This window comes from Burkholderia sp. KJ006, from assembly GCF_000262695.1.
GTDB classification, from domain to species: domain Bacteria; phylum Pseudomonadota; class Gammaproteobacteria; order Burkholderiales; family Burkholderiaceae; genus Burkholderia; species Burkholderia vietnamiensis.
The window spans coordinates 1,701,495-1,726,164 of record NC_017920.1 but is presented as its reverse complement, the minus strand read 5'-3'; the positions used below and the strand labels follow the sequence as shown (position 1 = coordinate 1,726,164).

Sequence of the window (24,670 nt, the reverse complement as noted above, 5' to 3'; positions counted from 1 at the left end):
AAAGGAAGGAATCGCTCGCCGATGAGTTATCACGACGAACAAGAATCGATTGAAAGTCTGAAAGCGTGGTGGGCCCGCTGGGGCAATCTCACGACGTGGATCGTGCTCGCGGCGCTGGTCGTCGCGGCCGGTTTCAACGGCTGGAATTACTGGCAGCGCCGCCAGGCCGCCGAAGCGTCCGGCCTGTACGAGCAGGTGCAGAAGGCCGCCGCGGCGAACGACAAGGCCACGATGGCCCGCGCGGCCGCCGACATGGAAGACAAGTTCGGCAGCACGGCCTATGCACAAATGACCGCGCTCGCGGCTGCGAAGACGCTGTACGCGAGCGGCGATGCGGCCGGCGCGAAGGCGCAGCTGCAATGGGCCGCTGATCACGCCAAGGACGACGAGTACAAGCAGATCGCGAAGCTGCGGCTTGCGTCGCTGCTGCTCGACGAGAAGGCGTACGACGCGGGTCTCGTGCTGCTGTCGGGCACGCCGGTCGACGCATTCAAGGGCCTCGTGGCCGATCGCCGCGGCGATCTGCTGGCCGCGCAAGGCAAGACCGATGATGCGCGCGCCGCGTACAAGCTCGCGCTCGACGGCCTGTCGAAGGACGACCAGTCGGCGCGCCAGCTCGTGCAGTTCAAGCTGGACGCGCTCGGCGGCTGATGTCGGCCCCCTCAACCTCTTAACTCTGCTTCGCTAACCGATGAATTTGCTGAAACGTTACGCTGTGCCCGTAGCCTGCGCGGCGGCTGTCCTGGCATTGGCGGCCTGCTCGTCGTCGAAGGACGCGCGCCGCGTGCCGACGCCCCTCACCGAGTTCAAGCCCGTCCTCGACGTGCAACAGGTCTGGAAGGCGAGCGTCGGCAAGGGCGGACGCTACCTGTTCTCGCCGGTGGCCGTGGGCGACGCCGTCTACGCGGCGGGCGAGAACGGTTCGGTCGAGAAGATCGACGCGAAGACGGGCCAGACGGTGTGGCGCGGGAAGGTCGGTTCGGACCTGTCGGCCGGTGTCGGCAGCGACGGCAACCTGACCGCGGTCGGCGCGCTGAAGGGCGGCGTGTTCGTGCTCGGCCCCGACGGCAAGCTGCTGTGGAAGACCACCGTGCAGGGCGAGGTCTTCTCGCCGCCGCTGGTCGGCAACGGCCTCGTGATCGTGCGCACGATCGACGGCCAGGTGATCGCGTTCAACGCGCAGACCGGCGAGCAGAAGTGGAATTACCGCAACCGCGCGGTGCCGCTGAACCTGCGCGTGTCGGCCGGCATGACGTTCGCCGGCGATGCGGCCGTGCTGGCCGGCTTCCCCGGCGGCGGCCTGGTGGCGCTGAACCTGCAGACGGGCGAGCCGTTCTGGCAGACGCCCGTGTCGTTCCCGAAGGGCGTGACCGAGGTCGAGCGCATCAACGACGTCAGCGGTCCGCCGACGCTCGTGGGCGCGCAGGCATGCGCGGTCACGTTCCAGGGGCAGATCGGCTGCTTCGACGCGAACTCGGGCCGTCCGGTGTGGGAAAAGCCGTTCTCGAGCCGCAGCGGTCTCGCGCAGGACGATTCGGTCGTGGCCGCCGGCGACGACTGGTCGGTCGTGACCGCGTACGACGCGGCGAGCGGCAACCCGCTCTGGCGTAACGACAAGCTGAAGAGCCGCGACGTCGGCGTACCTTACCTGCTCGGCCATGCGGTCGTGATGGGCGACTACAAGGGCTTCGTGCACTTCCTGTCGCGCGAGGACGGCAGCTTCATCGCGCGGATGAAGACCGACGGCAGCGCGATCACTGCGGCGCCGGTGCTTGCCGGCAACACGCTGGTCGTGCAGACCCAGGACGGCGGCCTGTACGGGTTCCGCCCGCGCTGATACGCACGCAGCAAGCGCGAAGCGCGGCGTGGCGGAACGAGTTCCGCATGCCGCGAACGCGCGACATGAACGCGGCCGGTGTCCCCGGCCGCGCAGTATTTGAAAGGCAGTTCGTAGCGAAAGACGACGGCGCGCACCGCGCGCCCGGCGCGCGCATCCGGCGCGGCGCGAATTCGTGATATTTTCATTCAGCGCAGCCGCCCGCAGCAGCGGGCCTCCCGCTGCTGCGCACCACCGTAGAAAACACAGATGAAACCGGTCATTGCCCTCGTTGGGCGCCCCAATGTGGGGAAATCCACGCTGTTCAACCGGCTCACGCGCTCGCGCGATGCGCTCGTCGCCGACTTGCCGGGCCTCACGCGCGATCGCCATTACGGCGAAGGGCGAGTCGGTGAGCGGCCGTACCTGGTCGTCGACACCGGCGGCTTCGAACCCGTCGCGAAGGACGGCATCCTGCACGAGATGGCGCGCCAGACGCGTCAGGCGGTCGAGGAAGCCGACGTCGTCGTGTTCATCGTGGACGGGCGCAACGGCCTCGCGCCGCAGGACAAGTCGATCGCCGACTATCTGCGCAAGACCGGGCGGCCGATCTTCCTGGTCGTCAACAAGGCCGAAGGGATGAAGTACACGGCGGTCGCGACGGACTTCTACGAGCTCGGGCTCGGCGATCCGCGCGCGATCTCGGCCGCACACGGCGACGGCGTGACCGACATGATCAACGAGGCGCTGGAAGTCGCGTATGCGGGCCAGCCGGAGGAAGCGGACGACAATGATCCGTCGCGCGGCATCAAGATCGCGATCGTCGGCCGGCCGAACGTCGGCAAGTCGACGCTCGTGAACGCGCTGATCGGCGAGGATCGCGTGATCGCGTTCGACATGCCGGGCACGACGCGCGATTCGATCTACGTCGACTTCGAGCGCAACGGCAAGAAGTACACGCTGATCGATACCGCCGGGCTGCGGCGTCGCGGCAAGGTGTTCGAGGCGATCGAGAAGTTCTCGGTCGTGAAGACGCTGCAGTCGATCTCCGACGCGAACGTCGTCATTCTGTTGCTCGACGCGCAGCAGGACATTTCCGACCAGGACGCGCACATCGCGGGCTTCGTGGTCGAGCAGGGCCGCGCGCTCGTGATCGGCGTCAACAAGTGGGACGGCCTCGACGATCACGCGCGCGATCGCGCCAAAGCGGATTTGACCCGCAAGCTGAAATTCCTCGATTTCGCGAAATCGCACTACATTTCGGCCGCGAAGAAGACCGGCATCGGCGCGCTGATGCGCTCGGTCGACGACGCCTATGCCGCGGCGATGGCGAAGCTGCCGACGCCGAAGCTCACGCGCGCGCTGATCGAGGCCGTCGAGTTCCAGCAGCCGCGCCGTCGCGGCCCGGTGCGCCCGAAGCTGCGCTACGCGCACCAGGGCGGCCAGAATCCGCCGCTGATCGTGATCCACGGCAACGCGCTCGATGCGGTGACCGAGACATACAAGCGATATCTGGAAAACAGATTCCGCGAAACTTTCTCCCTGACCGGGACTCCATTGCGCATAGAGTTCCGCTCGTCGAACAATCCGTACGCGGACAAGGGCTGAACGAGCCTGCCGGGTACGCCCGGCAACGACCTGGCCGCATGGCCAGTGGCCGGGCGGGGCAGGCAAAATCAGCTATAGTGTAGCGATTGGCGCCGGATCTCTTTTTCTTCGTCGCCAATCCAGATCAACCTGCAAAAAAAGATGGAGTACGCCATGAGCAACAAAGGGCAATTGTTACAAGACCCGTTTTTGAACGCACTGCGTAAAGAGCACGTTCCTGTTTCGATCTATCTCGTCAACGGGATCAAGCTCCAAGGGAACATCGAATCCTTCGACCAGTACGTCGTGTTGCTCCGTAACACCGTGACCCAGATGGTCTACAAGCACGCCATTTCGACGGTCGTGCCGGCGCGCCCGGTGAATTTCCACCCGGACGCGGAAGCTTCGTCCTAACCTATCGCAGCGGCCGGCATCCGGTCGCCGCGAGCGACCGATGCCAGCCGCCTTATCTTGACACCCGACAATTTGATCAACGCAGCGCTCGTCGGCATCGACTTCGGCAAGACCGATTTCGAAGCCAGTCTCGAAGAACTCAGTCTTCTTGCCTCCAGCGCGGGAGCCCGTCCCGCCGTCACCCTCACCGGTCGTCGTGCCAGCCCTGATGCCAAGATGTTCATCGGCAGCGGCAAAGCCGAAGAATTGCGGCTCGCATGCGACGCGCACAACGTCGAAATCGTCATCTTCAACCACGCACTCGCGCCCGCCCAGCAACGCAATCTGGAGCAGGCGCTGAACCGCCGCGTGGTCGATCGCACGAGCCTGATCCTCGATATCTTCGCGCAGCGCGCCCGCAGCCACGAAGGCAAGCTGCAGGTCGAGCTCGCGCAGCTGCAATATCTGTCGACCCGGCTGATTCGCGCGTGGACTCACCTGGAGCGGCAAAAAGGCGGTATCGGCCTGCGCGGCCCCGGCGAAACGCAGCTCGAAACCGACCGCCGGCTGATCGGCGAGCGGATCAAAATGCTGAAGGCGCGTCTCGACCGGCTGCGCCGGCAGCACAGCACGCAGCGTCGTCAGCGCGCGCGCAGCGGCACCATGTCGGTGTCGCTGGTCGGCTATACGAACGCGGGCAAGTCGACGCTGTTCAATGCGCTGACGAAGGCGCAGGCCTATGCGGCCGACCAGTTGTTTGCGACGCTCGATACGACGTCGCGACGCGTGTATCTGGGCGACGAGGTCGGCCAGATCGTCGTGTCCGATACGGTCGGCTTCATCCGCGAGTTGCCTCACCAACTGGTTGCCGCGTTTCGCGCGACCCTCGAGGAAACGATTCATGCGGATCTGCTGCTGCACGTGGTGGACGCGTCGAGCGCCGTGCGGCTCGAACAGATCGAGCAGGTCAACGACGTGCTGCACGAGATCGGCGCGGACACCGTGCGGCAGGTGCTGGTGTTCAACAAGATCGACGCCGTGCCCGAACTGGCCGCCCGCGGCGACGCGGTCGAGCGGGACGAGTATGGTAATATTTCGCGCGTCTTTTTGAGCGCGCGCACCGGTCAGGGTCTCGACGCGTTGCGTGCCGCCATCGCCGAGATCGCCTCCGCGGAACACCTCTCCGGCGCGACGTCAGCCGACGGCGCGCTCGACGGCGCGCCCGCTGAACCACACGAAGGCCACACGATTTCCGAACACGGGCGCTAACCGGTCCCGGCCGGTTCGCCGGCGTCTAATCTGGTGAACAAACTCTGGTGAACGAATACAACGAGCGGAGTACCTGGCGGCGGATGCGCGCCTTGCTGTCGATCAACGATCCCCGCTGGGGGCGCGGCGACGGCAAAGGCAACGACGGATCCCGTCCGCGTGCCAACGAATCGAAACGTCCGCCCGGCGGCGACGGTGACGGTCCGCCCGATCTCGACGAGATGTGGCGCAACTTCAACCGGCGTCTGAGCGGCCTGTTCGGCGGCAAGGGCGGCAACGGCTTCCGGCCCGACAACGGCCGGGCTGCGCGCGTCGGCGTCGGCATCGTGATCGGCGTGCTGATCGCGGTCTATGCGGGCAGCGGGCTGTTCGTCGTGCAGGACGGCCAGACCGGCGTCGTGCTCCAGCTCGGCAAGCTGGCCGGCACGGTCGGCGAGGGCGTCCACTGGCGTGCGCCGTATCCGTTCTCGTCGCACGAAATCGTCGATACGACGCAAGTGCGCTCGATCGAGATCGGCCGCAACAACGTCGTGCGTCTCGCGAACGTCAAGGAAGCCGCGATGCTGACGCGCGATGCGGATATCGTCGACGTGCGTTTCGTCGTCCAGTACCGCGTGCGTTCGGCTACCGATTACCTGTTCCGTAGCGTCGATCCCGAGCGCAGCGTGTCGCAGGCCGCCCAGGCCGCAGTGCGCGCGATCGTCGGCACGCGCAGCGCGGCAGACATCCTGAACCAGGACCGCGATGCGCTGCGTAGCCAGCTGTCCGCCGCGATCCAGCGCGATCTCGACCGCTACCAGTCCGGGCTCGAGGTCACGGCCGTCACGATGCAAAGCGTCGCGGCGCCGGAACAGACGCAGGCCGCGTATGCCGAGGTCGCGAAGGCGCGCGACGAGCGCGAGGCCGCCAAGCGCGCCGCGCAAGCGTATACGAACGACCTGTTGCCGAAGGCGCAGGGCGACGCCGCGAAACTCGTCGACGATGCGAAGGCCTATGCCGACCGTGTCGTGACGCAGGCCGAAGGCGACGCCGACCGGTTCAAGCAGGTTTATGCGCAGTATTCGAAGGCGCCGGCCGTGATTCGCGAGCGGATGTACCTTGAAACGATGCAGGAAATCTACTCGAAGGCGACCAAGGTATTCGTCGGCAACAAGGCGGGCAGCAGCGTCGTGTACCTGCCGCTCGACAAGCTCGTCGAGCAGGGCCGGCAAAATGCCGCGAACGCCGCAGGTGCATCGAACGCGGCAGCCGGCGCAGCCGCGCCGGACACGGCGTCGGCTCCGGCCGCCGTCGCGTCGGGCGCACCGGCGAGCGGCGCTTCGGCCGCTGCCGCGCCCGCCGCGGGCAGCGACGTGCTGCGCTCGCGAGAGGCGTTCCGCAGCCGCGCGCGCGAAGACGATCTGAAGTAACGGGAGCGCAGAACATGAATCGAATCATTGCGCTCGTCGTCGCAATCGTGATCGCCGCGTTCGCGGCTTCGTCGACGGTGCTGAGCGTGGACCCGCGCCATGCGGCCGTGCTGTCCGGCCGCGACGGCGGGCAGCCGCAGCTCGCCGGCCCCGGCATCCACTTCAAGCTGCCGCCGCCGCTGCAGACGGCGACGCTGATCGACACGCGCCTGCAATCGCTCGAGTCGACGGACCCGCTGCAACTGGCCACCGAAGACAAGCACGATCTGCTCGTCGCGTATGCGCTCAAGTATCGGATCGACGATCCGATGAAGTATTTCACGGCCACCGGCGGCGACCCGACGGCCGCCACCGAACGCCTCGCCGATGCGCTGAAGGGCGCGCTCGGCGACGCCTTCGCGAAGCGCGCGCTCGACGACGCGCTCGGCGACCAGCGCGACATCGCGAACGCGGCGCGCGACGCGGTGCGGGCAAAGGCGGCGGGCTTCGGCGTGGACGTGGTCGACGTCCAGCTGACGCGCGTCGACTTGCCGGCCGCGCAGACGGACGCCGTCTATCAGCGGATGATCGCGGCGTTGCGCGACCAGGCCGCGCGCGTGCGCGCCGAAGGCGCGGCGGATGTCGAGCAGATCAAGGCCGACGCCGAGCGCGATCAGCAGGCGGTGCTCGCGAACGCATACAAGTCGGCGCAGACGATCAAGGGCGAGGGCGATGCGAAGGCCGCGTCGATCGCCGCGGACGCGTTCGGCCGCGATCCGCAGTTCTATCAGTTTTACGCGAGCCTGCAGGCTTACCGGAACACGTTCAAGCGCAACGACGTCATCGTCGTCGATCCCGACAGCGAGTTCTTCCGCTTCATGCGCAGCCCGACGGGCGGTGCCGCCGCGCCGGCGCCCGCTCCCCGCAAACACTGACTTTTTGGGGTGCCGCGACGAGCGGCGCCGTCGCTCGCATGGATCTGGCTGGCTCGTTGTTGCTCGCGGTAGCACTGATGCTGATTATCGAGGGAGCGTTCCCTTTCGTGTTTCCCGTCGCATGGCGCGACACGTTTCGTAGAATAGCGGAGCGGCCGCCGCATCATATCCGGATCGGCGGGCTCATCGTGATGGCGCTCGGGCTCGTCCTGCTGCTGTTCGCCACCTGAACCGGACGGCGCACCGGCCGTTCGTTCCGCCCGATTTCGATTTCCCATTTCCGATTCATCTCGCGGCGCGCAAAGTCGCGCTGTTTCCCGTCGTAGGACCGTACCGATGTCGACCTGGTTACTTCCCGAGAATATCGCCGACGTACTGCCGTCGGAAGCGCGCAAGATCGAGGAGCTGCGCCGCAGGCTGCTCGACCGCTTCCGTTCTTACGGCTACGAAATGGTGATGCCGCCGCTGCTCGAGTACCTCGAGTCGCTGCTGACGAGCGGCGGCGCCGACCTGCGGCTGCGCACCTTCAAGCTGGTCGATCAGCTGTCGGGCCGCACGCTCGGTCTGCGCGCCGACATCACGCCGCAGGTCGCGCGGATCGACGCGCACCTGCTGAACCGCCAGGGCGTCACGCGCCTCTGCTACGCCGGCCACGTGATGCACACGCGCCCGCGCGGTCTGCACGCGACGCGCGAGCAGATCCAGATCGGCGCCGAAATCTACGGGCATGCGGGGCTGGAAGCCGACCTGGAGATCCAGCAACTGATGCTCGACGCGCTGCATCTCGCGGGGCTGTCGCGGATTCGTCTGGACCTTTGCCATGCGGGCGTGCTCGCGGCGCTGCTCGCGCGCGATGCGCAGGCCGCCGCGCGCGGCGAAGCGCTGTACGACGCGCTGTCGGGCAAGGATGTGCCGCTGCTGCACGAGCTGACCGACGATCTCGGCGCCGACACGCGCGCGGCGCTGCGCGCGCTGCCGCACCTGTACGGCGACGCGAGCGTGCTCGACGAAGCGCGGGCGCGGCTGCCCGTGCTGCCGGAAATCACGCGCGCGCTGGACGATCTCGCGCAGCTCGCGGCGAGCGCGAAGGGCGTCGAAGTCGCCGTCGATCTCGCCGATCTGCGCGGCTATGCGTACCACAGCGGCGCAATGTTTACCGCTTACATCGACGGCGTGCCCAACGCGATCGCGCGCGGCGGCCGCTACGACCACGTGGGTCAGGCATACGGCCGGGCGCGCCCGGCGACGGGTTTCTCGCTCGACCTGCGCGAGCTCGCGCGGATTTCCCCGGTCGAGGCGCGCGGCACCGCGATTCTCGCGCCCTGGGCGCAGGACGATGCACTCAGCGCGGCCGTCGCCGCGCTGCGCGATGCGGGCGAGGTCGTGATCCAGGCACTGCCCGGTCACGACCACGTGCTCGACGAGTTCGCATGCGACCGTTCGCTCGTCGAACGTGCGGGCGCATGGGTGGTCGAGCCCCGTTAAACAGGCGTTCGCGGGCCGTCGTTCGGCGTGCATATCGTTGAAGCGAAACGGAAAAATTCGGAATCGCCCGCGAACATAGGTAGAATACGTTTTTAACCAGCTAACGAATCAACATGTCTGCCAGCGCAGTGAACGTGACTCCCGGGCGCAACGTCGTCGTCGTGGGAACGCAATGGGGTGATGAAGGCAAGGGCAAGATCGTCGACTGGCTGACGGACCACGCTCAGGGCGTCGTGCGTTTCCAGGGCGGTCACAACGCCGGCCACACCCTCATCATCGGCGGCAAGAAGACCATCTTGCGCCTCATTCCGTCGGGCATCATGCGTGAAGGCGTTGCCTGCTTCATCGGCAACGGCGTCGTGCTGTCCCCCGAGGCACTGTTCAAGGAAATCGGCGAGCTGGAAGAGGCCGGCGTCAACGTGCGCGACCGCCTGTTCATCTCCGAAGCGACCACGCTGATTCTGCCGTACCACATCGCGATCGACCAGGCGCGCGAAGCGCGCAAGGGCGCGGGCAAGATCGGCACGACCGGCCGCGGTATCGGCCCGGCGTACGAAGACAAGGTCGGCCGCCGCGCGCTGCGCGTGCAGGATCTGTTCGATCCGAAGACCTTCGCCGACCGTCTGCGCGAAAACCTCGATTTCCACAACTTCGTGCTGACCCAGTACCTGGGCGGCGCAGCAGTCGATTTCCAGGCCACGCTCGACACGATGCTTGGCTACGCCGATCGTCTGAAGCCGATGGTGGCCGACGTGTCGCGCCGTCTGTACGACGCGAACAACGCCGGTCAGAACCTGCTGTTCGAAGGCGCGCAGGGCACGCTGCTCGACATCGACCACGGCACCTATCCGTTCGTCACGTCGAGCAACTGCGTCGCGGGCGCGGCATCGGCCGGCGCCGGTGTCGGTCCGCAAAAGCTGAACTACATCCTCGGCATCACGAAGGCGTACTGCACGCGCGTCGGCTCGGGCCCGTTCCCGAGCGAGCTGTACGACGCCGACAACCCGCAGCGCCAGGATCAGGTCGGCATCACGCTCGCTAACGTCGGCAAGGAATTTGGTTCGGTCACCGGCCGTCCCCGCCGCACCGGCTGGCTCGACGCGGCGGCGCTGCGCCGCTCGATCCAGATCAACGGCGTGTCGGGCCTGTGCATGACGAAGCTCGACGTGCTCGACGGTCTCGACGAAGTGAAGCTGTGCGTCGGCTACAAGATCGACGGCAAGGACGCGGACATCCTGCCGCGCGGCGCAGCCGACGTCGCACGCTGCGAGCCGGTGTACGAAACGTTCGCCGGCTGGAAGGAAAGCACCGTCGGCATCAAGACGTGGGATGCGCTGCCGGCCAACGCGCGCGCCTACTTGAGCCGCGTGCAGGAAGTGGCCGGCGTGCCGGTCGACATGATTTCGACGGGGCCGGACCGCGACGAAACGATCCTGCTCCGTCATCCGTTCAAGGTGTAATTCGCAGATGACGCAGCAAATGACGATGACGGCGGCAGACTTGATGACCGATCCGCGCAACGACGACAAGAACCTCTGGGTAGGCTGGGACGAGTACCACCGCCTGATCGAGCTGCTGGCGCTCAAGGTTCACGAATCGGGCTGGAAGTTCGACCAGATCCTGTGCCTCGCGCGCGGCGGTCTGCGCGTGGGCGACCAGCTGTCGCGCATCTATGACGTGCCGCTCGCGATCCTCGCGACGAGTTCGTATCGGGAAGCTGCCGGCACCGAGCAGGGCGAGCTCGACATCGCGCAGTACATCACGATGACACGCGGCCATCTCGCGGGCAACGTGCTGCTGGTCGACGATCTCGTCGATTCCGGCGTGACGCTCGCGCGTGTGCAGGAGCATCTGAAGGAGCGCTATCCGGCCGTGACGGCCGTGCGCTCGGCCGTGCTCTGGTACAAGGGTTGCTCGAAGGTCAAGCCCGACTATCACACGCAGTACCTGCCGACGAATCCGTGGATTCATCAGCCGTTCGAGGAGTGGGACACCGTTCGTCCGCACAACCTCGAGGCATGGATCAAACGCGGTCGCGCGCAGCGCGACGGTTCGGGCGCGTAAGCGTCCGGTCGTCCGACCGACAGCCTTGCACGGCGCCGCTTGCGGCGCCGTTTTTTTGTTCGCGATTCGCCCCGCACGATCGGCACGATCGGCACCGCGGCCACGGCAGCCGGACGCCGCCGGTAGGCAGATGGCGCGGCCGCGGCTATGATGGCAGCCCTGCCACAGCTTGCGCAGGAATGCATGCGCGGCGTGACTCACGTGGTTTCAGGGCAACAAGGCAGGACGGTGTTTCAGAGGGGCGCGAGTAGAATAGCGCTCGTTTCGTCCGACCCGGACCGATTATCAAGCTTCATATGAACGACACGACCCAGGCGACCGACGCAGCCCACGCGCATTCGACGCACCAACACTCGATGCAGGCGCTCGCGATAGCGGCTATCGGCGTCGTGTTCGGCGACATCGGCACGAGCCCGCTGTATTCGCTGAAGGAGGCGTTCAGCCCCGCCCACGGCATTCCGCTGACCGAGAGCTCGATCCTCGGCGTGATCTCATTGTTGTTCTGGGCGATCGTGCTCGTGGTCGGCATCAAGTACCTGCTGTTCGTGATGCGCGCCGACAACAACGGGGAAGGCGGCGTGCTCGCGCTGATGGCGCTGTCGCTGCGGCCGCTCGACTCGAAGACGCGAGTGGCCGGCGCGCTGATGGCGCTCGGGATCTTCGGCGCATGCATGTTCTACGGCGATGCCGTGATCACACCGGCGATCTCGGTGATGTCGGCGGTCGAAGGGCTCGAGATCGCGACGCCGCATCTGTCCCACCTCGTGTTGCCGATCACGATCGTGATCCTGATCGCGCTGTTCTGGATCCAGCGCCACGGCACCGCGATGGTCGGCAAGCTGTTCGGGCCGATCATGGTGCTGTGGTTCGTCGCGATCGCGGCGCTGGGCGTCTATCACATCTCGCGCGTGCCGGGCATCGTCGCGGCGATCAACCCGTATTACGCGGCGTCGTTCATGGCCGACCATCTGCTCCAGGCATACGTGGTGCTGGGTTCGGTCGTGCTGGTGCTGACCGGCGCCGAAGCGCTGTACGCCGACATGGGCCACTTCGGTGCAAAACCGATTCGCCTGGCCGCGTACGGGCTCGTGATGCCTTCGCTGGTGCTCAACTACTTCGGCCAGGGCGCGCTGCTGATGCAGAACCCGAAGGCCATCGAGAATCCGTTCTTCCTGATGGCGCCGGAGTGGGCGCTGCTGCCGCTCGTCGTGCTGTCGACGGTCGCGACCGTGATCGCATCGCAGGCCGTGATCTCGGGTGCGTATTCGCTGACGTCGCAGGCGATCCAGCTCGGCTACGTGCCGCGCATGAAGGTGCTGCATACGTCCGAGCTGGCGATCGGCCAGATCTACGTGCCGGTCGTCAACTGGCTGCTGCTGGCGGTGATCCTCTGCATCGTGATCGGCTTCAAGAGCTCAGACAATCTCGCGGCCGCGTACGGGATCGCGGTGACGGCGACGATGGTGATCACCACCGTGCTCGCGGCCGTCGTGATGGTACGGGTGTGGAACTGGAACCGGCTGCTGGTCGGCGCGATCATCGCCGTGTTCCTCGCGGTTGACCTCGGCTTTTTCGGCGCGAACCTGCTGAAGGTCGCGCAGGGCGGCTGGCTCCCGCTCGGCATTGGCGCGCTGCTGTTCTTCCTGCTGATGACCTGGTACAAGGGCCGCCACATCGTCAAGGAGCGCACGGCTGCCGACGGCATTCCGCTCGAGCCGTTCCTGCAGGGGCTGCTCGCGCACCCGCCGCACCGCGTGTCGGGCACGGCCATCTACCTGACGGGCAACGACAAGCTCGTGCCGGTCAGCCTGCTGCACAACCTGAAGCACAACAAGGTGCTGCACGAGCGGACCATTTTCCTCACGTTCGTCACGCGCGATATTCCGTACGTGCGCGACGACAAGCGCCTCAGCTCGCGCGATGCGGGCGGCGGCCTCTATATCGTCAAGGCCGAGTACGGCTTCAACGAGACGCCGGACGTGAAGGCCGTGCTCGAGGAATTCGGCCGCACGCACGACATGACGTTCGAGCTGATGGACACGTCGTTCTTCCTCGCGCGCGAGACGGTCGTGCCGACGCATCTGCCCGGCATGTCGATCTGGCGCGAACGCGTGTTCGCATGGATGCACCAGAACGCGGCCAAGCCGACCGACTTCTTCTCGATTCCGGCGAACCGCGTCGTCGAGCTCGGCACCAAGATCGAGATCTAACCGGCGGCGCGTGCTGCGCTTTCGGCAATCGTGCCGTTCAGTTGAAAAACTGAACGGCATTTTTGTTTTGGCGAAGGCGCGGGGCGGCGCGTTGCGTTTTGAGCCGATGATGGCTGGGCCGCGTGGTCGTCAGGCTCGACGCCGAGCGCATCCAATCGACGACATCCGCTTCCTCCCGTTCAGCACGAGCTGACCTGTTCCACGCTGCGCGGCGTCCCGCAGCGGCTTCGCCGACATCTCGAATCGCTCATCAATGTAAAACGGCCCGATCGCAGATGCGATCGGGCCGTCGAGTATGCGGCCGGTAGGGCGGAAGGCGTCGTGATCGAGCCGAGCGGCACGACGCCGCAACGGTGGTCGTTGCGCTCGCCCGCGGGCGAGCGCGCGCTCAGCGCTTCAGCTTCGCGAACGCCGCAGCCATCGCGCCGGCCGGCTCCGGCTCGCGCGAGCGTTGCGGGCGGGCCGCGCCGCGGCCGGCGCTGCCGCGGTCCTGGCCGCCGCGCGGCGCGCCGCCGCCGGGGGCGGCAGCTTCGTCGTCCAGGCGCATCGTCAGTGCGATGCGCTGGCGCTTCACGTCGACGTCGAGCACCTTGACCTTGACGACCTGACCGGCCTTCACGACTTCGTGCGGGTCCTTGATGAATTTCGTCGACATCGCGGACACGTGGACGAGGCCGTCCTGATGCACGCCGATGTCCACGAACGCACCGAACGCGGCGACGTTGGTCACGACACCTTCGAGCAGCATGCCGGGCATCAGGTCGGACACCTTCTCGACGCCGTCGCGGAACGTGGCGGTCTTGAATTCGGGCCGCGGATCGCGCCCCGGCTTTTCCAGCTCGGACAGAATGTCGCGCACGGTCGGCAGGCCGAAGCGCTCGTCGACGAATTCAGCCGGCGACAGGCCCGACAGCGCGTCGCGGCTGCCCAGCACGTCGTCGATGCGCTTGTTGATCTTCGCGAGAATCCGCTCGACGACCGGGTAGGCCTCCGGGTGCACCGACGAGCGATCGAGCGGATTCTCGCCGCCGTTGATGCGCAGGAAGCCGGCTGCCTGTTCGAAGGTCTTGTCGCCGAGACGCGGCACCTTGCGCAGGTGGTCGCGCGACGGGAACGGGCCGTTCGCGTCGCGGAAGTCGACGATGTTGCGGGCGAGCGTCGCATTCAGGCCCGACACGCGCGCGAGCAGCGCGACCGACGCGGTATTCGCGTCGACGCCGACCGCGTTCACGCAGTCCTCGACCACCGCGTCGAGCGAGCGGGCCAGTTCGCGCTGGTTCACGTCGTGCTGGTACTGGCCGACGCCGATCGCCTTCGGCTCGATCTTCACGAGTTCGGCGAGCGGGTCCTGCAGGCGCCGCGCGATCGACACGGCGCCGCGCAGCGACACGTCGAGGTCAGGGAATTCCTTTGCGGCCAGCTCGGACGCCGAGTACACCGACGCACCGGCCTCCGATACGACGATCTTCTGCAAGCGCAATTCCGGATGCTTGGCGATCAGTTCGCTCGCGAGCTTGTCGGTTTCGCGCGAAGCGGTGCCGTTGCCGATGCTGATCAGCTCCGCTTGCGTCTGCGCGGCGAGGCGCGCGAGCTTCGCGAGCGAGCCGTCCCAGTCGCGGCGCGGCTCGTGCGGGTAGATCGTGTCGGTTGCGAGCAGCTTGCCGGTGCGATCGACGACGGCGACCTTCACGCCCGTGCGCAGACCGGGGTCGAGGCCGATCACGGCCTTCGGGCCGGCCGGCGCGGCGAGCAGCAGATCCTTCAGGTTGCGCGCGAACACGCGGATCGCCTCGGCTTCGGCCGTCTCGCGCAGTTGCGTGAGCAGCTCGTTCTCGATATGCGGCTGCACCTTGACGCGCCAGCACCAGCGGCACACGTCGGACAGCCATTTGTCGGCCGGCCGGTTCTGGTTCGCGATGCCGAAATGGCGCGCGATCATCGCTTCGCCCGGGTGCGGAACCTGTGCGTCGAGTTCGTCGCCGAGGCCGAGCTTGACGGTCAGCACGCCGGCGTTGCGGCCGCGGAACAGTGCGAGCGCGCGGTGCGACGGCACGGTGCGGAGCGTTTCCGAGTAGTCGTAGTAGTCGCGGAACTTCTCGCCTTCCTCGTTTTCCTTGCCCTCGACGACGGCCGACGACACGACGCCCTGGCTATGCAGGTAATCGCGCAGCTTGCCGAGCAGCTCGGCCGTTTCGCCGAATTGCTCGGACAGGATGTCGCGTGCGCCGTCGAGCGCCGCCTTGACGTCGGCGACGCCCTTGTCGGCGTCGACGTATGCGGCGGCTTCCGTCTGCGGATCGAGCAGCGGGTTCGCGAGCAGTGCGTGCGCGAGCGGCTCGAGGCCGGCTTCGCGGGCGATCTGCGCGCGCGTGCGGCGCTTCGGCTTGTACGGCAGATAGAGATCTTCGAGCACCTGCTTGCTGTCGGCCGCGTCGATCGCGGCGCGCAGCTCGTCGGTCAGCTTGCCCTGTTCGTCGATGCTCGCCAGGATCGTCGCGCGGCGATCCTCGAGCTCGCGCAGATACAGCAGGCGTTCCTCGAGCTGGCGCAGTTGCGTGTCGTCCAGATTGCCCGTCACTTCCTTGCGGTACCGGGCAATGAACGGAACGGTCGAGCCTTCGTCGAGGAGTTGCACCGCCGCCGCGACCTGGCGCGGCTGGACGGACAGTTCAGTGGCGATGCGCTGTACGATCTTGAGTGCTACGGTTTCCGTCATGTCGTGGATGATCTGCCTGGCTGAAATCGCGGCGCGGGCCGGCAGGCCGTGCTGGCGGCCTGCAACACGGGCCCGCCGGACCGATGCCGCGGGTGAGTGAAGCGGGGCATTTTGCCATAAATGGCGGAGCGTCCAGCCGGGCGGTGATAGAATTTGACCCATGTCCCGCAGCTTTCCTACGACGTTGCCAACTTCCCGCATTTCTCTCGTCGCGCTCGGCGCAGCGCTGGCAGCCGCTTTGTCCGGCGGGTCTGCCGCCGCGTATGCGCAGGCGTCGGGCGCAGCCGCGCCGGATGTCGCAGCCGCCGCGCCCGTCGCCGCTTCCGCCACGCAGGATTTCGACGCCCGTCAAAAAGTGCTCAATCAGCGCTCCGCAGAAAACGATTATCGTTATGCGGTGGCGGAGCACGATTGCTACAGCAAGTTCTTCGTCAATCACTGTCTCGGCAATGCGCGCGACCGGATGCGCGAGGAGCGGGCGAGCATCCGCCAGGAGCAGCTCGCGCTCGACGACGAGCAGCGCGCGGTACGGGCGCAGCAGCGCGACCAGCAGCAGGCGCTGAAGCAGGCGCAGAACGCGGCTGAGGCGCCGCAGCGCGCGGCGACCGACGCGGCGAACGCGGCCGCGTTCCGCGACAAGCAGGAGCAGAATGCACTGAAGCAGGCGCAGCGCGGTGCGGAGGCGCCGCAGCATGCGGCGAGCAAGCAGGCATACGACCAGAAGCAGGCGGATTTCCAGCGCAAGCTCGACCAGGCGCATCAGCAGGCCGCGCAGAAGGCGCAGGAGCGCGCGGACAACGCGACGCGCTATGAGCAGAAGCAGCGCGAAGCCGCCGAGCACAAGGCCGATGTCGCGCGGCGTCAGCAGGAAGCGGCCGAGAAGGCCAAGCAGAAGCAACAGCTGGGGCAGTAACGTGTTGGATTGAACCGGAGTCAGTCTCGTGCGTGCCGGCACGCCAGCCGGCGCGCTGCTTCGATGAGGAGGCGCATATGCAAAACCGTCCCACGGAACAGCAGCAGGAATTGCACAACCGTTTGGCTGCACTGCAGGAGCAGCATCGGCAGCTCGCTCGGGAGATCGAGCTGAAGGAAGGACACTCCGACATCGACGACGTCACGTTGCACCGCCTGAAGAAGGAAAAGCTGGCGGCCAAGGACAAAATCATTTTGCTGCAATCGCAGCTGGAACCGGATAAGCGCGCCTGAGCGCGGCCTGGCAAGCGCCGGCGCCGCCCGGGCGCTGGACACAGGAACGCTTGCCTTGAACTCACCGCTTGAAGCCAATCCCGATGCCCGGCGTGACACGTCGTCCGCCGGGCGCGCCCGCGCGCCCGCAGGCACGTTCGAGCTGAGCCGCAAGCGCGTCGACGAGCTCGATACGATCTTCGGCGCCGACGGGCTGCTCGCGCGCGCGCTCGACGGCTATCATCCGCGCCAGTCCCAGATCGAGATGGCGCGCGCGGTCGCGTCGGCGATGGAGGCGTCCGCGCGTCGGATGCCCGATCCGGAAATCTTCGAAACCCGCAAGCGGCCGGCGCGCCGCCTCGGCGAAGGCGCCGCCGACAAGGCAGCGCAAGCCGGCGCGGACGACGCCGCGGCCGAGGCCGACAGCGACGCCGCGGACAACACGCTGATCGTCGAGGCCGGCACCGGCACCGGCAAGACCTACGCCTACCTGGTGCCCGCGATGCTGTGGGGCGGCAAGGTGATCGTGTCGACCGGCACGAAGCACTTGCAGGACCAGCTGTTCCAGCGCGACATCCCGACCGTGCGCAACGCGCTGGCGGTGCCCGTGACGGTCGCGATGCTCAAGGGCCGCGCCAACTACCTGTGCCATTACTACCTGCAGCGCACCGCCGACAACGGCCGCCTGCCGTCGCGGCAGGACACCGCGTATCTGCAGGAGATCGTCCGTTTCGCGAAGGTGACGAAGAGCGGCGACAAGGCCGAGCTCGCGAGCGTGCCGGAGACGGCGCCCGTGTGGTCGATGGTCACGTCGACGCGCGACAACTGCCTCGGCCAGGAGTGCCCGCATTACAAGGAGTGCTTCGTGATGCAGGCGCGTCGCGAAGCGCAGCAGGCCGACATCGTCGTGGTCAACCATCACCTGTTCTTCGCGGACATCATGCTGCGCGACACCGGGATGGCCGAACTGCTGCCGAACGCGAACACGGTGATCTTCGACGAAGCGCACCAGTTGCCGGAGACGGCCACGCTGTTTTTCGGCGAGACGCTGTCGACCACGCAGATCCTCGAACTGGCGCGCGATACCGTCGCCGAGGGCTTGAGCCATGCGCGCGATGCGGTCGAGTGGGTGAAGCTCGGCGGCGATCTGGAGCGTGCCGCGCGCGATCTGCGGCTCGCGTTCGCGAACGATCAGATCGTGCGCATGTCGCTCGCGCAGCTCGGTGACGATCACCCGATGTTCGCCGCGCTCGACGCGCTCGAGGTCGCACTCGATGCGCTCGCCTCGGCGCTCGCGGGGCAGGCCGAGCGTGCAGAATCGCTCGGCGCATGCCTGCGGCGCGCGCGCGAACTGCAGGCGCTGCTGGCGGGCTGGGTCGCGCCCGGCGCCGCGCAGGCGGCAGCGGATGCCGACGCGCGAGCGGCCGGCAACGACGGGGCTGCCGACGACCCGAACGAGAAGGTGCGCTGGGTCGAAGTGTTCGCGCATACGGTCCAGTTGCACGAGACGCCGCTGTCGGTCGCGCCGATTTTCGCGAAGCAGCGCGCCGGCGTGCCGCGTGCATGGGTATTCACGTCGGCGACGCTGTCCGTGCGCGGCGACTTCACGCACTACGCGGCGCAGATGGGGCTCAGCTCGCGCCGCTCGATGACGCTCGCGAGCCCGTTCGACTATCAGACGCAGGGGCTGCTGTACGTGCCGCGCAACCTGCCGCAACCGTCGTCGCCCGGATTCACCGACGCGGTGTTCGACGCGGCGCTGCCGGCGATCGAGGCGTCGGGCGGCGGCGTGTTCATGCTGTGCACGACGCTGCGCGCGGTCGACCGGATCGCATCGAAGCTGCGCGACGTGATCGAGTCGCGCGGCTGGAAGACGCCGCTGCTGGTGCAGGGCGACGCGAGCCGGACCGAGCTGCTCGATCGCTTTCGTGCGTACGGCAATGCGATCTTGGTCGGTAGCCAGAGTTTCTGGGAAGGCGTGGACGTGCGCGGCGATGCGCTGTCGCTCGTCGTGATCGACAAGCTGCCGTTCGCGCCGCCCGACGATCCGGTGCTGGCTGCGCGGCTCGACGCGCTGACCAAGAAGGGCCTCAGCCCGTTCGCCGTGCATCAGCTGCCGCAGGCGGTGATCACGCTGAAGCAGGGCGCCGGCCGCCTGATCCGTGCCGAAACCGACCGCGGCGTGCTGATGATCTGCGACACGCGGCTCGTGGACAAGCCTTACGGTCGCCGGATCTGGCAAAGCCTGCCGCCGTTCAAGCGCACGCGCGAGATCGCGGTCGTGCAGGACTTCTTCGACGATCATCGCGCCGGAAAGAGCGCGTGATCGAGGCGCCCGCTGCACGGGCGTCGGCAACAAAAAACCCGGCTCGATGGCCGGGTTTTTTGTTGCTGCGGCGAGCGACGCTCAGAACTGCCACCACGACCGCTTCGCGCCGGGGCGTGAATGGCCGGTGATGTACGGGCTGTCCGGGAACGTTCCTGCGAGCACGCGCTTCGTGTCTTCCGCGAGCTGCGGCTGGTTCAGCTTGCCGTACGACAGGACCATGATGTGCAGCGCGTCCTCGATCGCCGGCGCGCCCTTGTAGTCCTTGATCGCGAGCTGCGCGCGGTTGATCGCCGCGACGTACGCGCCGCGCCGATAGTAGTAATCGGCCGCATGCACTTCGTGCGACGCCAGCGCGTTGACGATGTAGCGCATCCGCGCGGCGGCGTCGGGTGCGTACTTGCTCTTCGGATAGCGGTCGACGACGACCTTGAACGCATCGTACGACTCGCGCAGCGCCTGCGGGTCGCGCTCGCTCATGTCCTGGCCGGAGAAGCGGCCGAACAGCCCGAGATCGTCGTTGAAGTGGATCATCCCCTTCAGGTAGTACGCGTACGGGATGTCCGGGTGATCGGGGTGAAGCTGGATGAAGCGGTCGACGGCCTGATCGGCGGCGGCCGCTTCGTTGTCCTTCCAGTTGCAGTACGCGACGTTGATCTGCGCCTGTTGCGCGAAATGGCCGAACGGATCGCGGCCTTGCAGCGATTCGAAATATTTCGCGCATTTGCCCCAGTCGCCGCCGGACAGTGCGTCCTGGGCCTCTGAGTATAATTTGTTGTTCGACCAGGTAGCCGTCTCGTCCTGCTTCTGCGGCAAGCCGTGGCAGCCGGCGATGAGGGCCGCGGCCGCTACCGCCGCAGCTCGGGCGGCGACGGTTTTGGCCGTACGTTTGGTCGAATTCATCATGCTCGCATGTCCTAGCTTCAAGTCTCGGTGACCCAGTCTAAATGACCCGTTCAAGTTCGCAGAATGCCCCGCGGGGCAAGTCAGATCGCGAAGATTATAGCCCAAGCGCCCGGCCCGCCGACGCTGCATCGGGGGATTCCGTCGATGACGATCTGCCCGCCGCTGCGTTGCAGCCGGCTGCCGGCCCGTCGGCGGCGGCCGACGCTGCGCCGCGCGTCGTCGAAGTGCCGCTGTCGCTCGCCGGCGAGCGCCTCGACAAGGCGCTCGCCCAGTTGTTTCCCGAATTCTCGCGCAGCCGTCTGCAGAGCTGGATCGAGGCTCAGCGCGTGCTGATCGACGGCGCGCCGGCGAAGATCCGCCAGCCCGTGCCGCTCGGCGCGAAGATCGAGCTCGTGCCCGATCTGCTTCCGGAACAGCTCGCGTTCGCCGCTGAGCCGGTGCCGCTCGACGTGATCTACGAGGACGACGCGCTCGTCGTCATCAACAAGCCGGCCGGCCTCGTCGTCCATCCGGCCGCCGGCAACTGGAGCGGCACGCTGCTGAACGGCTTGCTGCACCGCTACGGCGACGCGGCGGCCGGCCTGCCGCGGGCGGGCATCGTCCACCGGCTCGACAAGGAAACGTCGGGGCTGATGGTGGTCGCCCGCACGCTCGCCGCGCAGACGGACCTCGTGCGCCAGCTGCAGGCGCGCACGGTGAAGCGCCGCTACTTCGCGCTCGTGTGGGGCACCATGCCCGAGGAAGGCACGATCGACGCGCCGATCGGGCGCGATCCGCGCGAGCGCACGCGCATGGCGGTCGTCACCGGCGCGTCGGGCAAGCCCGCACGCACCCATTTCCGCACGGTTGACACATGCGTGTGGCAACGTCAGCCGGTGTCGGCGATCCAGTGCGACCTCGAAACCGGCCGCACGCACCAGATCCGTGTGCACTGCTCGCATGCGGGCCATCCGTTGCTCGGCGATCCGGTCTACGGGCGCGCACGCGGCAAGCGCTCGGTCACGCCGCTGCCGAACGGCTTCGCACGTCAGGCGCTGCACGCATGGCGGCTCGGTCTCGTGCATCCGGTCACGGGCAAGACGATGCAGTGGCGCTGCCCGTTGCCGGACGACATGAACGAGCTGGTCGCCGCACTCGGCTTCGGGCAGGGCGACGACGAGTTCGACGACGACGGCATATACGACGATGACGACTTCGGCGGCGAATATCACGACGATGAGTCGTATCAGGACGACGAGGAGGAGTGAGTGCCGATGACGAATCTGGCGCCGTTGACATGGCACGACTGCGTGCGGCCCGACTGGCAGGTGGCGCCGCGCGTGCGCGCGCTGATCACCACGCGCGACGGCGGCGTGAGCGAAGGCCCGTACGGGCGGTGGCAGGCGGGCGCCGCGTTGCCGGGCGGGATGAATCTCGGCCTGCACACGGGTGACGAGCCGGCGCACGTCGCCGAGAACCGCGCGCGTCTGCTCGCGCTCGCGGGGCAGTCGCAGGCGGCGTGGCTCGAGCAGGTCCACGGCGCGCGGATCGTGCGCGCGGACGAGGTGATCGACGCCACGCAGCACACGAGCGCGCCCGTGCAGGCCGACGCGAGCGTGACGGATCGCGCGGGCGTGATGTGTGTCGTGATGGTCGCCGACTGCATGCCGGTGCTGCTGTGCGACGCGCTGGGCCGCGCGGTGGGCGTGGCCCATGCCGGCTGGCGCGGGCTGGCCGCGGGCATCGTCGAGCAGACGGCGGCCCGCGTCGCGGCGCTCGCGGGCGGCGCGGCCGGTGAACTCCACGCCTACCTCGGCCCGTCGATCGGTCCGCATGCGTTCGAAGTGGGCGCCGAGGTGCGCGACGCGTTTCTCGACACGGCTGCGCAGTCGGAGCATGATGACACGCGGCAAGCGTTCGTCGCGATCGACGGCGCGCCCGGCAAGTACCTCGCCGATCTGCCCGCGCTGGCGCGCGTGCGGCTCGCGCGCGCAGGCGTCGTGCGCGTCAGCGGCGGAACCGCCTGCACGGTCGCCGAACGCACGCGCTTCTATTCCTATCGGCGCGATCGTGTGACCGGGCGGATGGCCGCAGCGATCTGGCTGTCCGATTGACACCGGGTCGCGCACTTGCGCGCGCCGCGTGTTGCGCCGCAAAATCGGTTTGTCTCGATATTACCGACGCAATGCGGCGCGGCATGCACACTGGAATGAATAATCGCAAACGCGAGTCACCGAAAATGTTTTATGTTTCCGCGCAAGCCTTGTCCTGCCTGTCGCGCGACGATTATCTCCGGGCAGAAATGTTCGGTCCTTTGATGTGGCGCTTCACATGGGGAAAACGATAATGATAAAAATACCGCACTGCGGCAGAATCTGGAGACGCCTCTCCAGAGCATGACGGCCCGGCTCGCAGCCGGCATGCCGCGCGCGAGCAGGATTTCACGATTGACGCTCACGAATCACCGGTAAGGCAGGTAATGACAGCATCGAAAAATTCGTCGACGTCCGCTCAGGCGGGCACTTCCGCGGGCAGTACGGGCTTCGATCAGGCTGCCCAGCCGATGCAGCAGATGTTCGAGTCGTGGTTGAATGCATGGCGCGGTTTTGCCGATCCGGCGCGCGCGGCCACCGCGGCGAGCGCGGCGAATCCGTTCGCCGCATTCCAGTTCCCGACAGCGCTTCCGTTCCAGATGCCGGCGATGCCCGACCTCGCGGGCCTCGGCAATTTCGCTTCGCCGTTCGCGGGGCTGAAGCTGCCGGTCGCCGCGATCCCGCCGGAGCGGCTCCAGAAACTGCAGGCCGACTACGCGCGCGACTGCATCACGCTGATGCAGCAGGCGAGCGCCGCGAAGCTCGAATCTCCCGAGTTGAAAGACCGCCGCTTCAGCGGCGACGCATGGAAGGCGTCGCCCGCGCACGCGTTCGCGGCGGCGTGGTATCTGCTCAATGCGCGTTATCTGCAGGAGCTGGCCGACGCGCTCGAGACCGATCCGAAAACGCGCGAGCGCATCCGTTTCGCGGTCCAGCAATGGACGGCCGCCGCCGCACCGAGCAACTTCCTCGCGCTCAATCCCGATGCGCAGAAATCGATCCTCGACACACAGGGCGAAAGTCTGCGTCAGGGGATGATGAATCTGCTCGGCGACATGCAGCGCGGCAAGATCTCCCAGACCGACGAATCGCAGTTCGTGGTCGGCAAGAATCTCGGCTGCACCGAAGGCGCGGTGGTCTACGAGAACGACCTGATCCAGCTGATCCAGTACAACGCGAAGGCGGACAAGGTATTCGAGCGGCCGTTGCTGATCGTGCCGCCGTGCATCAACAAGTTCTACATCCTCGACCTGCAGCCCGAGAACTCGCTCGTCGCGCATGCGCTGTCGAGCGGCCACCAGGTGTTCCTCGTGTCGTGGCGCAACGCCGATGCGTCGGTTGCGCACAAGACCTGGGACGACTACATGAACGAAGGGCTGCTCGCGGCGATCGACGCCGTGCAGCAGGTGAGCGGCCGCGAGCAGATCAACACGCTCGGCTTCTGCGTCGGCGGCACGATGCTCGCGACGGCGCTGGCGGTGCTCGCGGCGCGCGGCGAACATCCGGCCGCGTCGATGACGCTGCTGACCGCGATGCTCGACTTCACCGACACCGGCATCCTCGACGTGTTCGTCGACGAGGCGCACGTGCAGATGCGCGAGCAGACCATCGGCGGCAAGAACGGCACGGCGCCGGGGCTGATGCGCGGCGTCGAGTTCGCCAACACGTTCTCGTTCCTGCGGCCGAACGATCTGGTGTGGAACTACGTCGTCGACAACTACCTGAAGGGCCGCACGCCGGCCGCGTTCGACCTGCTGTACTGGAACAGCGACTCGACGAGCCTGCCCGGGCCGATGTACGCGTGGTATCTGCGCAATACCTACCTCGAGAACAAGCTCCGCGAGCCGAACGCACTGACGGTTTGCGGCGAGCCCGTCGACCTGTCGCGCATCGACGTGCCGACCTTCATCTACGGCTCGCGCGAGGACCACATCGTGCCGTGGCAGACGGCCTACGCATCGACGTCGATCCTGACGGGCCCGCTGAAGTTCGTGCTCGGCGCATCGGGCCACATTGCCGGCGTGATCAATCCGCCGGCGAAGAAGAAGCGCAGCTACTGGGTCAACGACGGCGATCTGCCCGAAGCCGCGGACGACTGGTTCGCGGGCGCGACCGAGCAGCCGGGCAGCTGGTGGACCACCTGGGTGGAATGGCTCGACCAGTACGGCGGCCGCAAGGTGGCGCCGCCGGCGCAGCCGGGCTCCGCGCAGTTTCCGGTGATCGAGCCGGCGCCGGGCCGCTACGTGTTGCAGCGCGATTGACGAAAGCCGGGCAGCGGCGCACGCTGTTCGGCGCATAACAGTTTTTTTAACAGGGTC

20 protein-coding genes are annotated in these 24,670 nt (G+C 67.0%); 18 read left to right on the top strand and 2 right to left on the bottom strand.

Annotated features, from left to right (window positions below; all coding sequences use genetic code 11):
- Window positions 1–21 precede the first annotated feature (21 nt).
- The 12 genes from MYA_RS07750 to MYA_RS07695 all read left to right on the top strand — a co-directional run bounded on the left by MYA_RS07750 (window position 22) and on the right by MYA_RS07695 (window position 13,147).
- Complete coding sequence (locus MYA_RS07750; RefSeq protein WP_014723099.1) at window positions 22–651, top strand: tetratricopeptide repeat protein; 630 nt, start codon at window positions 22–24, stop codon at window positions 649–651.
- 40 nt (window positions 652–691) lie between these two features.
- Window positions 692–1,837: an outer membrane protein assembly factor BamB gene (bamB, locus tag MYA_RS07745; RefSeq protein WP_011884965.1), complete on the top strand. Its 1,146-nt coding sequence runs from the start codon at window positions 692–694 to the stop codon at window positions 1,835–1,837.
- Window positions 1,838–2,086: 249 nt separating this feature from the next.
- Window positions 2,087–3,424 (top strand): ribosome biogenesis GTPase Der, encoded by a 1,338-nt coding sequence (der, locus tag MYA_RS07740; protein WP_011884964.1) that lies wholly within the window; start codon window positions 2,087–2,089, stop codon window positions 3,422–3,424.
- Window positions 3,425–3,577: 153 nt separating this feature from the next.
- A complete protein-coding gene (hfq, locus tag MYA_RS07735) occupies window positions 3,578–3,817 on the top strand; it encodes an RNA chaperone Hfq (RefSeq protein ID WP_006399927.1) in 240 nt (79 codons plus the stop codon).
- A 72-nt stretch (window positions 3,818–3,889) separates the two neighbouring features.
- On the top strand, window positions 3,890–5,065 hold the full coding sequence (gene hflX, locus MYA_RS07730; protein WP_174479794.1) for a GTPase HflX: 1,176 nt from the start codon (window positions 3,890–3,892) through the stop codon (window positions 5,063–5,065).
- A gap of 47 nt (window positions 5,066–5,112) precedes the next feature.
- On the top strand, window positions 5,113–6,474 hold the full coding sequence (gene hflK, locus MYA_RS07725; protein WP_011884962.1) for an FtsH protease activity modulator HflK: 1,362 nt from the start codon (window positions 5,113–5,115) through the stop codon (window positions 6,472–6,474).
- Between the two features lie 14 nt (window positions 6,475–6,488).
- Entirely contained in the window at window positions 6,489–7,388 is a 900-nt protein-coding gene (hflC, locus tag MYA_RS07720; protein ID WP_011884961.1) for a protease modulator HflC, read from the top strand.
- A gap of 38 nt (window positions 7,389–7,426) precedes the next feature.
- Window positions 7,427–7,618 (top strand): DUF2065 domain-containing protein, encoded by a 192-nt coding sequence (locus MYA_RS07715; protein WP_011884960.1) that lies wholly within the window; start codon window positions 7,427–7,429, stop codon window positions 7,616–7,618.
- Between the two features lie 106 nt (window positions 7,619–7,724).
- Window positions 7,725–8,873, top strand: a complete 1,149-nt coding sequence (locus MYA_RS07710; protein WP_011884959.1) for an ATP phosphoribosyltransferase regulatory subunit — start codon at window positions 7,725–7,727, stop codon at window positions 8,871–8,873.
- Window positions 8,874–8,986: 113 nt separating this feature from the next.
- Complete coding sequence (locus MYA_RS07705) at window positions 8,987–10,333, top strand: adenylosuccinate synthase (protein ID WP_011884958.1); 1,347 nt, start codon at window positions 8,987–8,989, stop codon at window positions 10,331–10,333.
- A gap of 7 nt (window positions 10,334–10,340) precedes the next feature.
- Entirely contained in the window at window positions 10,341–10,937 is a 597-nt protein-coding gene (locus tag MYA_RS07700) for a phosphoribosyltransferase (protein WP_014723093.1), read from the top strand.
- A gap of 296 nt (window positions 10,938–11,233) precedes the next feature.
- Window positions 11,234–13,147 carry a potassium transporter Kup gene (locus MYA_RS07695; RefSeq protein WP_011884956.1) on the top strand — a complete coding sequence of 638 codons (1,914 nt, stop codon included), beginning with the start codon at window positions 11,234–11,236 and terminating at the stop codon, window positions 13,145–13,147.
- 388 nt (window positions 13,148–13,535) lie between these two features.
- On the opposite strand, the gene MYA_RS07690 is transcribed toward MYA_RS07695, so the two are convergent.
- Window positions 13,536–15,863, bottom strand: a complete 2,328-nt coding sequence (locus tag MYA_RS07690) for a Tex family protein (protein WP_014723091.1) — start codon at window positions 15,861–15,863, stop codon at window positions 13,536–13,538.
- A gap of 160 nt (window positions 15,864–16,023) precedes the next feature.
- Between MYA_RS07690 and MYA_RS07685 the strand changes: the two genes are divergently transcribed.
- The 3 genes from MYA_RS07685 (at window position 16,024) to MYA_RS07675 (ending at window position 19,374) form a co-directional block, all read left to right on the top strand.
- On the top strand, window positions 16,024–16,776 hold the full coding sequence (locus MYA_RS07685; RefSeq protein ID WP_041493837.1) for a hypothetical protein: 753 nt from the start codon (window positions 16,024–16,026) through the stop codon (window positions 16,774–16,776).
- Between the two features lie 77 nt (window positions 16,777–16,853).
- Entirely contained in the window at window positions 16,854–17,069 is a 216-nt protein-coding gene (locus MYA_RS07680; protein ID WP_011884953.1) for a YdcH family protein, read from the top strand.
- A 55-nt stretch (window positions 17,070–17,124) separates the two neighbouring features.
- Complete coding sequence (locus MYA_RS07675; RefSeq protein WP_011884952.1) at window positions 17,125–19,374, top strand: ATP-dependent DNA helicase; 2,250 nt, start codon at window positions 17,125–17,127, stop codon at window positions 19,372–19,374.
- An 81-nt stretch (window positions 19,375–19,455) separates the two neighbouring features.
- Here the strand turns inward: MYA_RS07675 and MYA_RS07670 are convergent, their stop codons facing one another.
- Window positions 19,456–20,280: an outer membrane protein assembly factor BamD gene (locus MYA_RS07670; RefSeq protein WP_011884951.1), complete on the bottom strand. Its 825-nt coding sequence runs from the start codon at window positions 20,278–20,280 to the stop codon at window positions 19,456–19,458.
- A 41-nt stretch (window positions 20,281–20,321) separates the two neighbouring features.
- Here MYA_RS07670 and MYA_RS07665 point away from each other — a divergent pair, with 41 nt between their 5' ends.
- The 3 genes from MYA_RS07665 (at window position 20,322) to phaC (ending at window position 24,613) form a co-directional block, all read left to right on the top strand.
- The gene (locus MYA_RS07665; protein WP_011884950.1) at window positions 20,322–21,527 is read left to right on the top strand and encodes an RluA family pseudouridine synthase; all 1,206 of its coding nucleotides are present in this window, start codon (window positions 20,322–20,324) and stop codon (window positions 21,525–21,527) included.
- A gap of 6 nt (window positions 21,528–21,533) precedes the next feature.
- Complete coding sequence (pgeF, locus tag MYA_RS07660; RefSeq protein ID WP_011884949.1) at window positions 21,534–22,373, top strand: peptidoglycan editing factor PgeF; 840 nt, start codon at window positions 21,534–21,536, stop codon at window positions 22,371–22,373.
- Between the two features lie 365 nt (window positions 22,374–22,738).
- Entirely contained in the window at window positions 22,739–24,613 is a 1,875-nt protein-coding gene (gene phaC / locus MYA_RS07655) for a class I poly(R)-hydroxyalkanoic acid synthase (RefSeq protein ID WP_011884948.1), read from the top strand.
- Window positions 24,614–24,670 lie beyond the last annotated feature (57 nt).

Coding starts and splice junctions, on each gene's coding strand:
- MYA_RS07750 (WP_014723099.1), top strand. CDS start 22: ATGAGTTATCACGACGAACAAGAATCGATTGAAAGTCTGAAAGCGTGG.
- bamB (WP_011884965.1), top strand. CDS start 692: ATGAATTTGCTGAAACGTTACGCTGTGCCCGTAGCCTGCGCGGCGGCT.
- der (WP_011884964.1), top strand. CDS start 2,087: ATGAAACCGGTCATTGCCCTCGTTGGGCGCCCCAATGTGGGGAAATCC.
- hfq (WP_006399927.1), top strand. CDS start 3,578: ATGAGCAACAAAGGGCAATTGTTACAAGACCCGTTTTTGAACGCACTG.
- hflC (WP_011884961.1), top strand. CDS start 6,489: ATGAATCGAATCATTGCGCTCGTCGTCGCAATCGTGATCGCCGCGTTC.
- MYA_RS07715 (WP_011884960.1), top strand. CDS start 7,427: ATGGATCTGGCTGGCTCGTTGTTGCTCGCGGTAGCACTGATGCTGATT.
- MYA_RS07710 (WP_011884959.1), top strand. CDS start 7,725: ATGTCGACCTGGTTACTTCCCGAGAATATCGCCGACGTACTGCCGTCG.
- MYA_RS07705 (WP_011884958.1), top strand. CDS start 8,987: ATGTCTGCCAGCGCAGTGAACGTGACTCCCGGGCGCAACGTCGTCGTC.
- MYA_RS07700 (WP_014723093.1), top strand. CDS start 10,341: ATGACGCAGCAAATGACGATGACGGCGGCAGACTTGATGACCGATCCG.
- MYA_RS07695 (WP_011884956.1), top strand. CDS start 11,234: ATGAACGACACGACCCAGGCGACCGACGCAGCCCACGCGCATTCGACG.
- MYA_RS07690 (WP_014723091.1), bottom strand. CDS start 15,863: ATGACGGAAACCGTAGCACTCAAGATCGTACAGCGCATCGCCACTGAA.
- MYA_RS07685 (WP_041493837.1), top strand. CDS start 16,024: ATGTCCCGCAGCTTTCCTACGACGTTGCCAACTTCCCGCATTTCTCTC.
- MYA_RS07680 (WP_011884953.1), top strand. CDS start 16,854: ATGCAAAACCGTCCCACGGAACAGCAGCAGGAATTGCACAACCGTTTG.
- MYA_RS07670 (WP_011884951.1), bottom strand. CDS start 20,280: ATGATGAATTCGACCAAACGTACGGCCAAAACCGTCGCCGCCCGAGCT.
- MYA_RS07665 (WP_011884950.1), top strand. CDS start 20,322: ATGACCCGTTCAAGTTCGCAGAATGCCCCGCGGGGCAAGTCAGATCGC.
- pgeF (WP_011884949.1), top strand. CDS start 21,534: ATGACGAATCTGGCGCCGTTGACATGGCACGACTGCGTGCGGCCCGAC.
- phaC (WP_011884948.1), top strand. CDS start 22,739: ATGACAGCATCGAAAAATTCGTCGACGTCCGCTCAGGCGGGCACTTCC.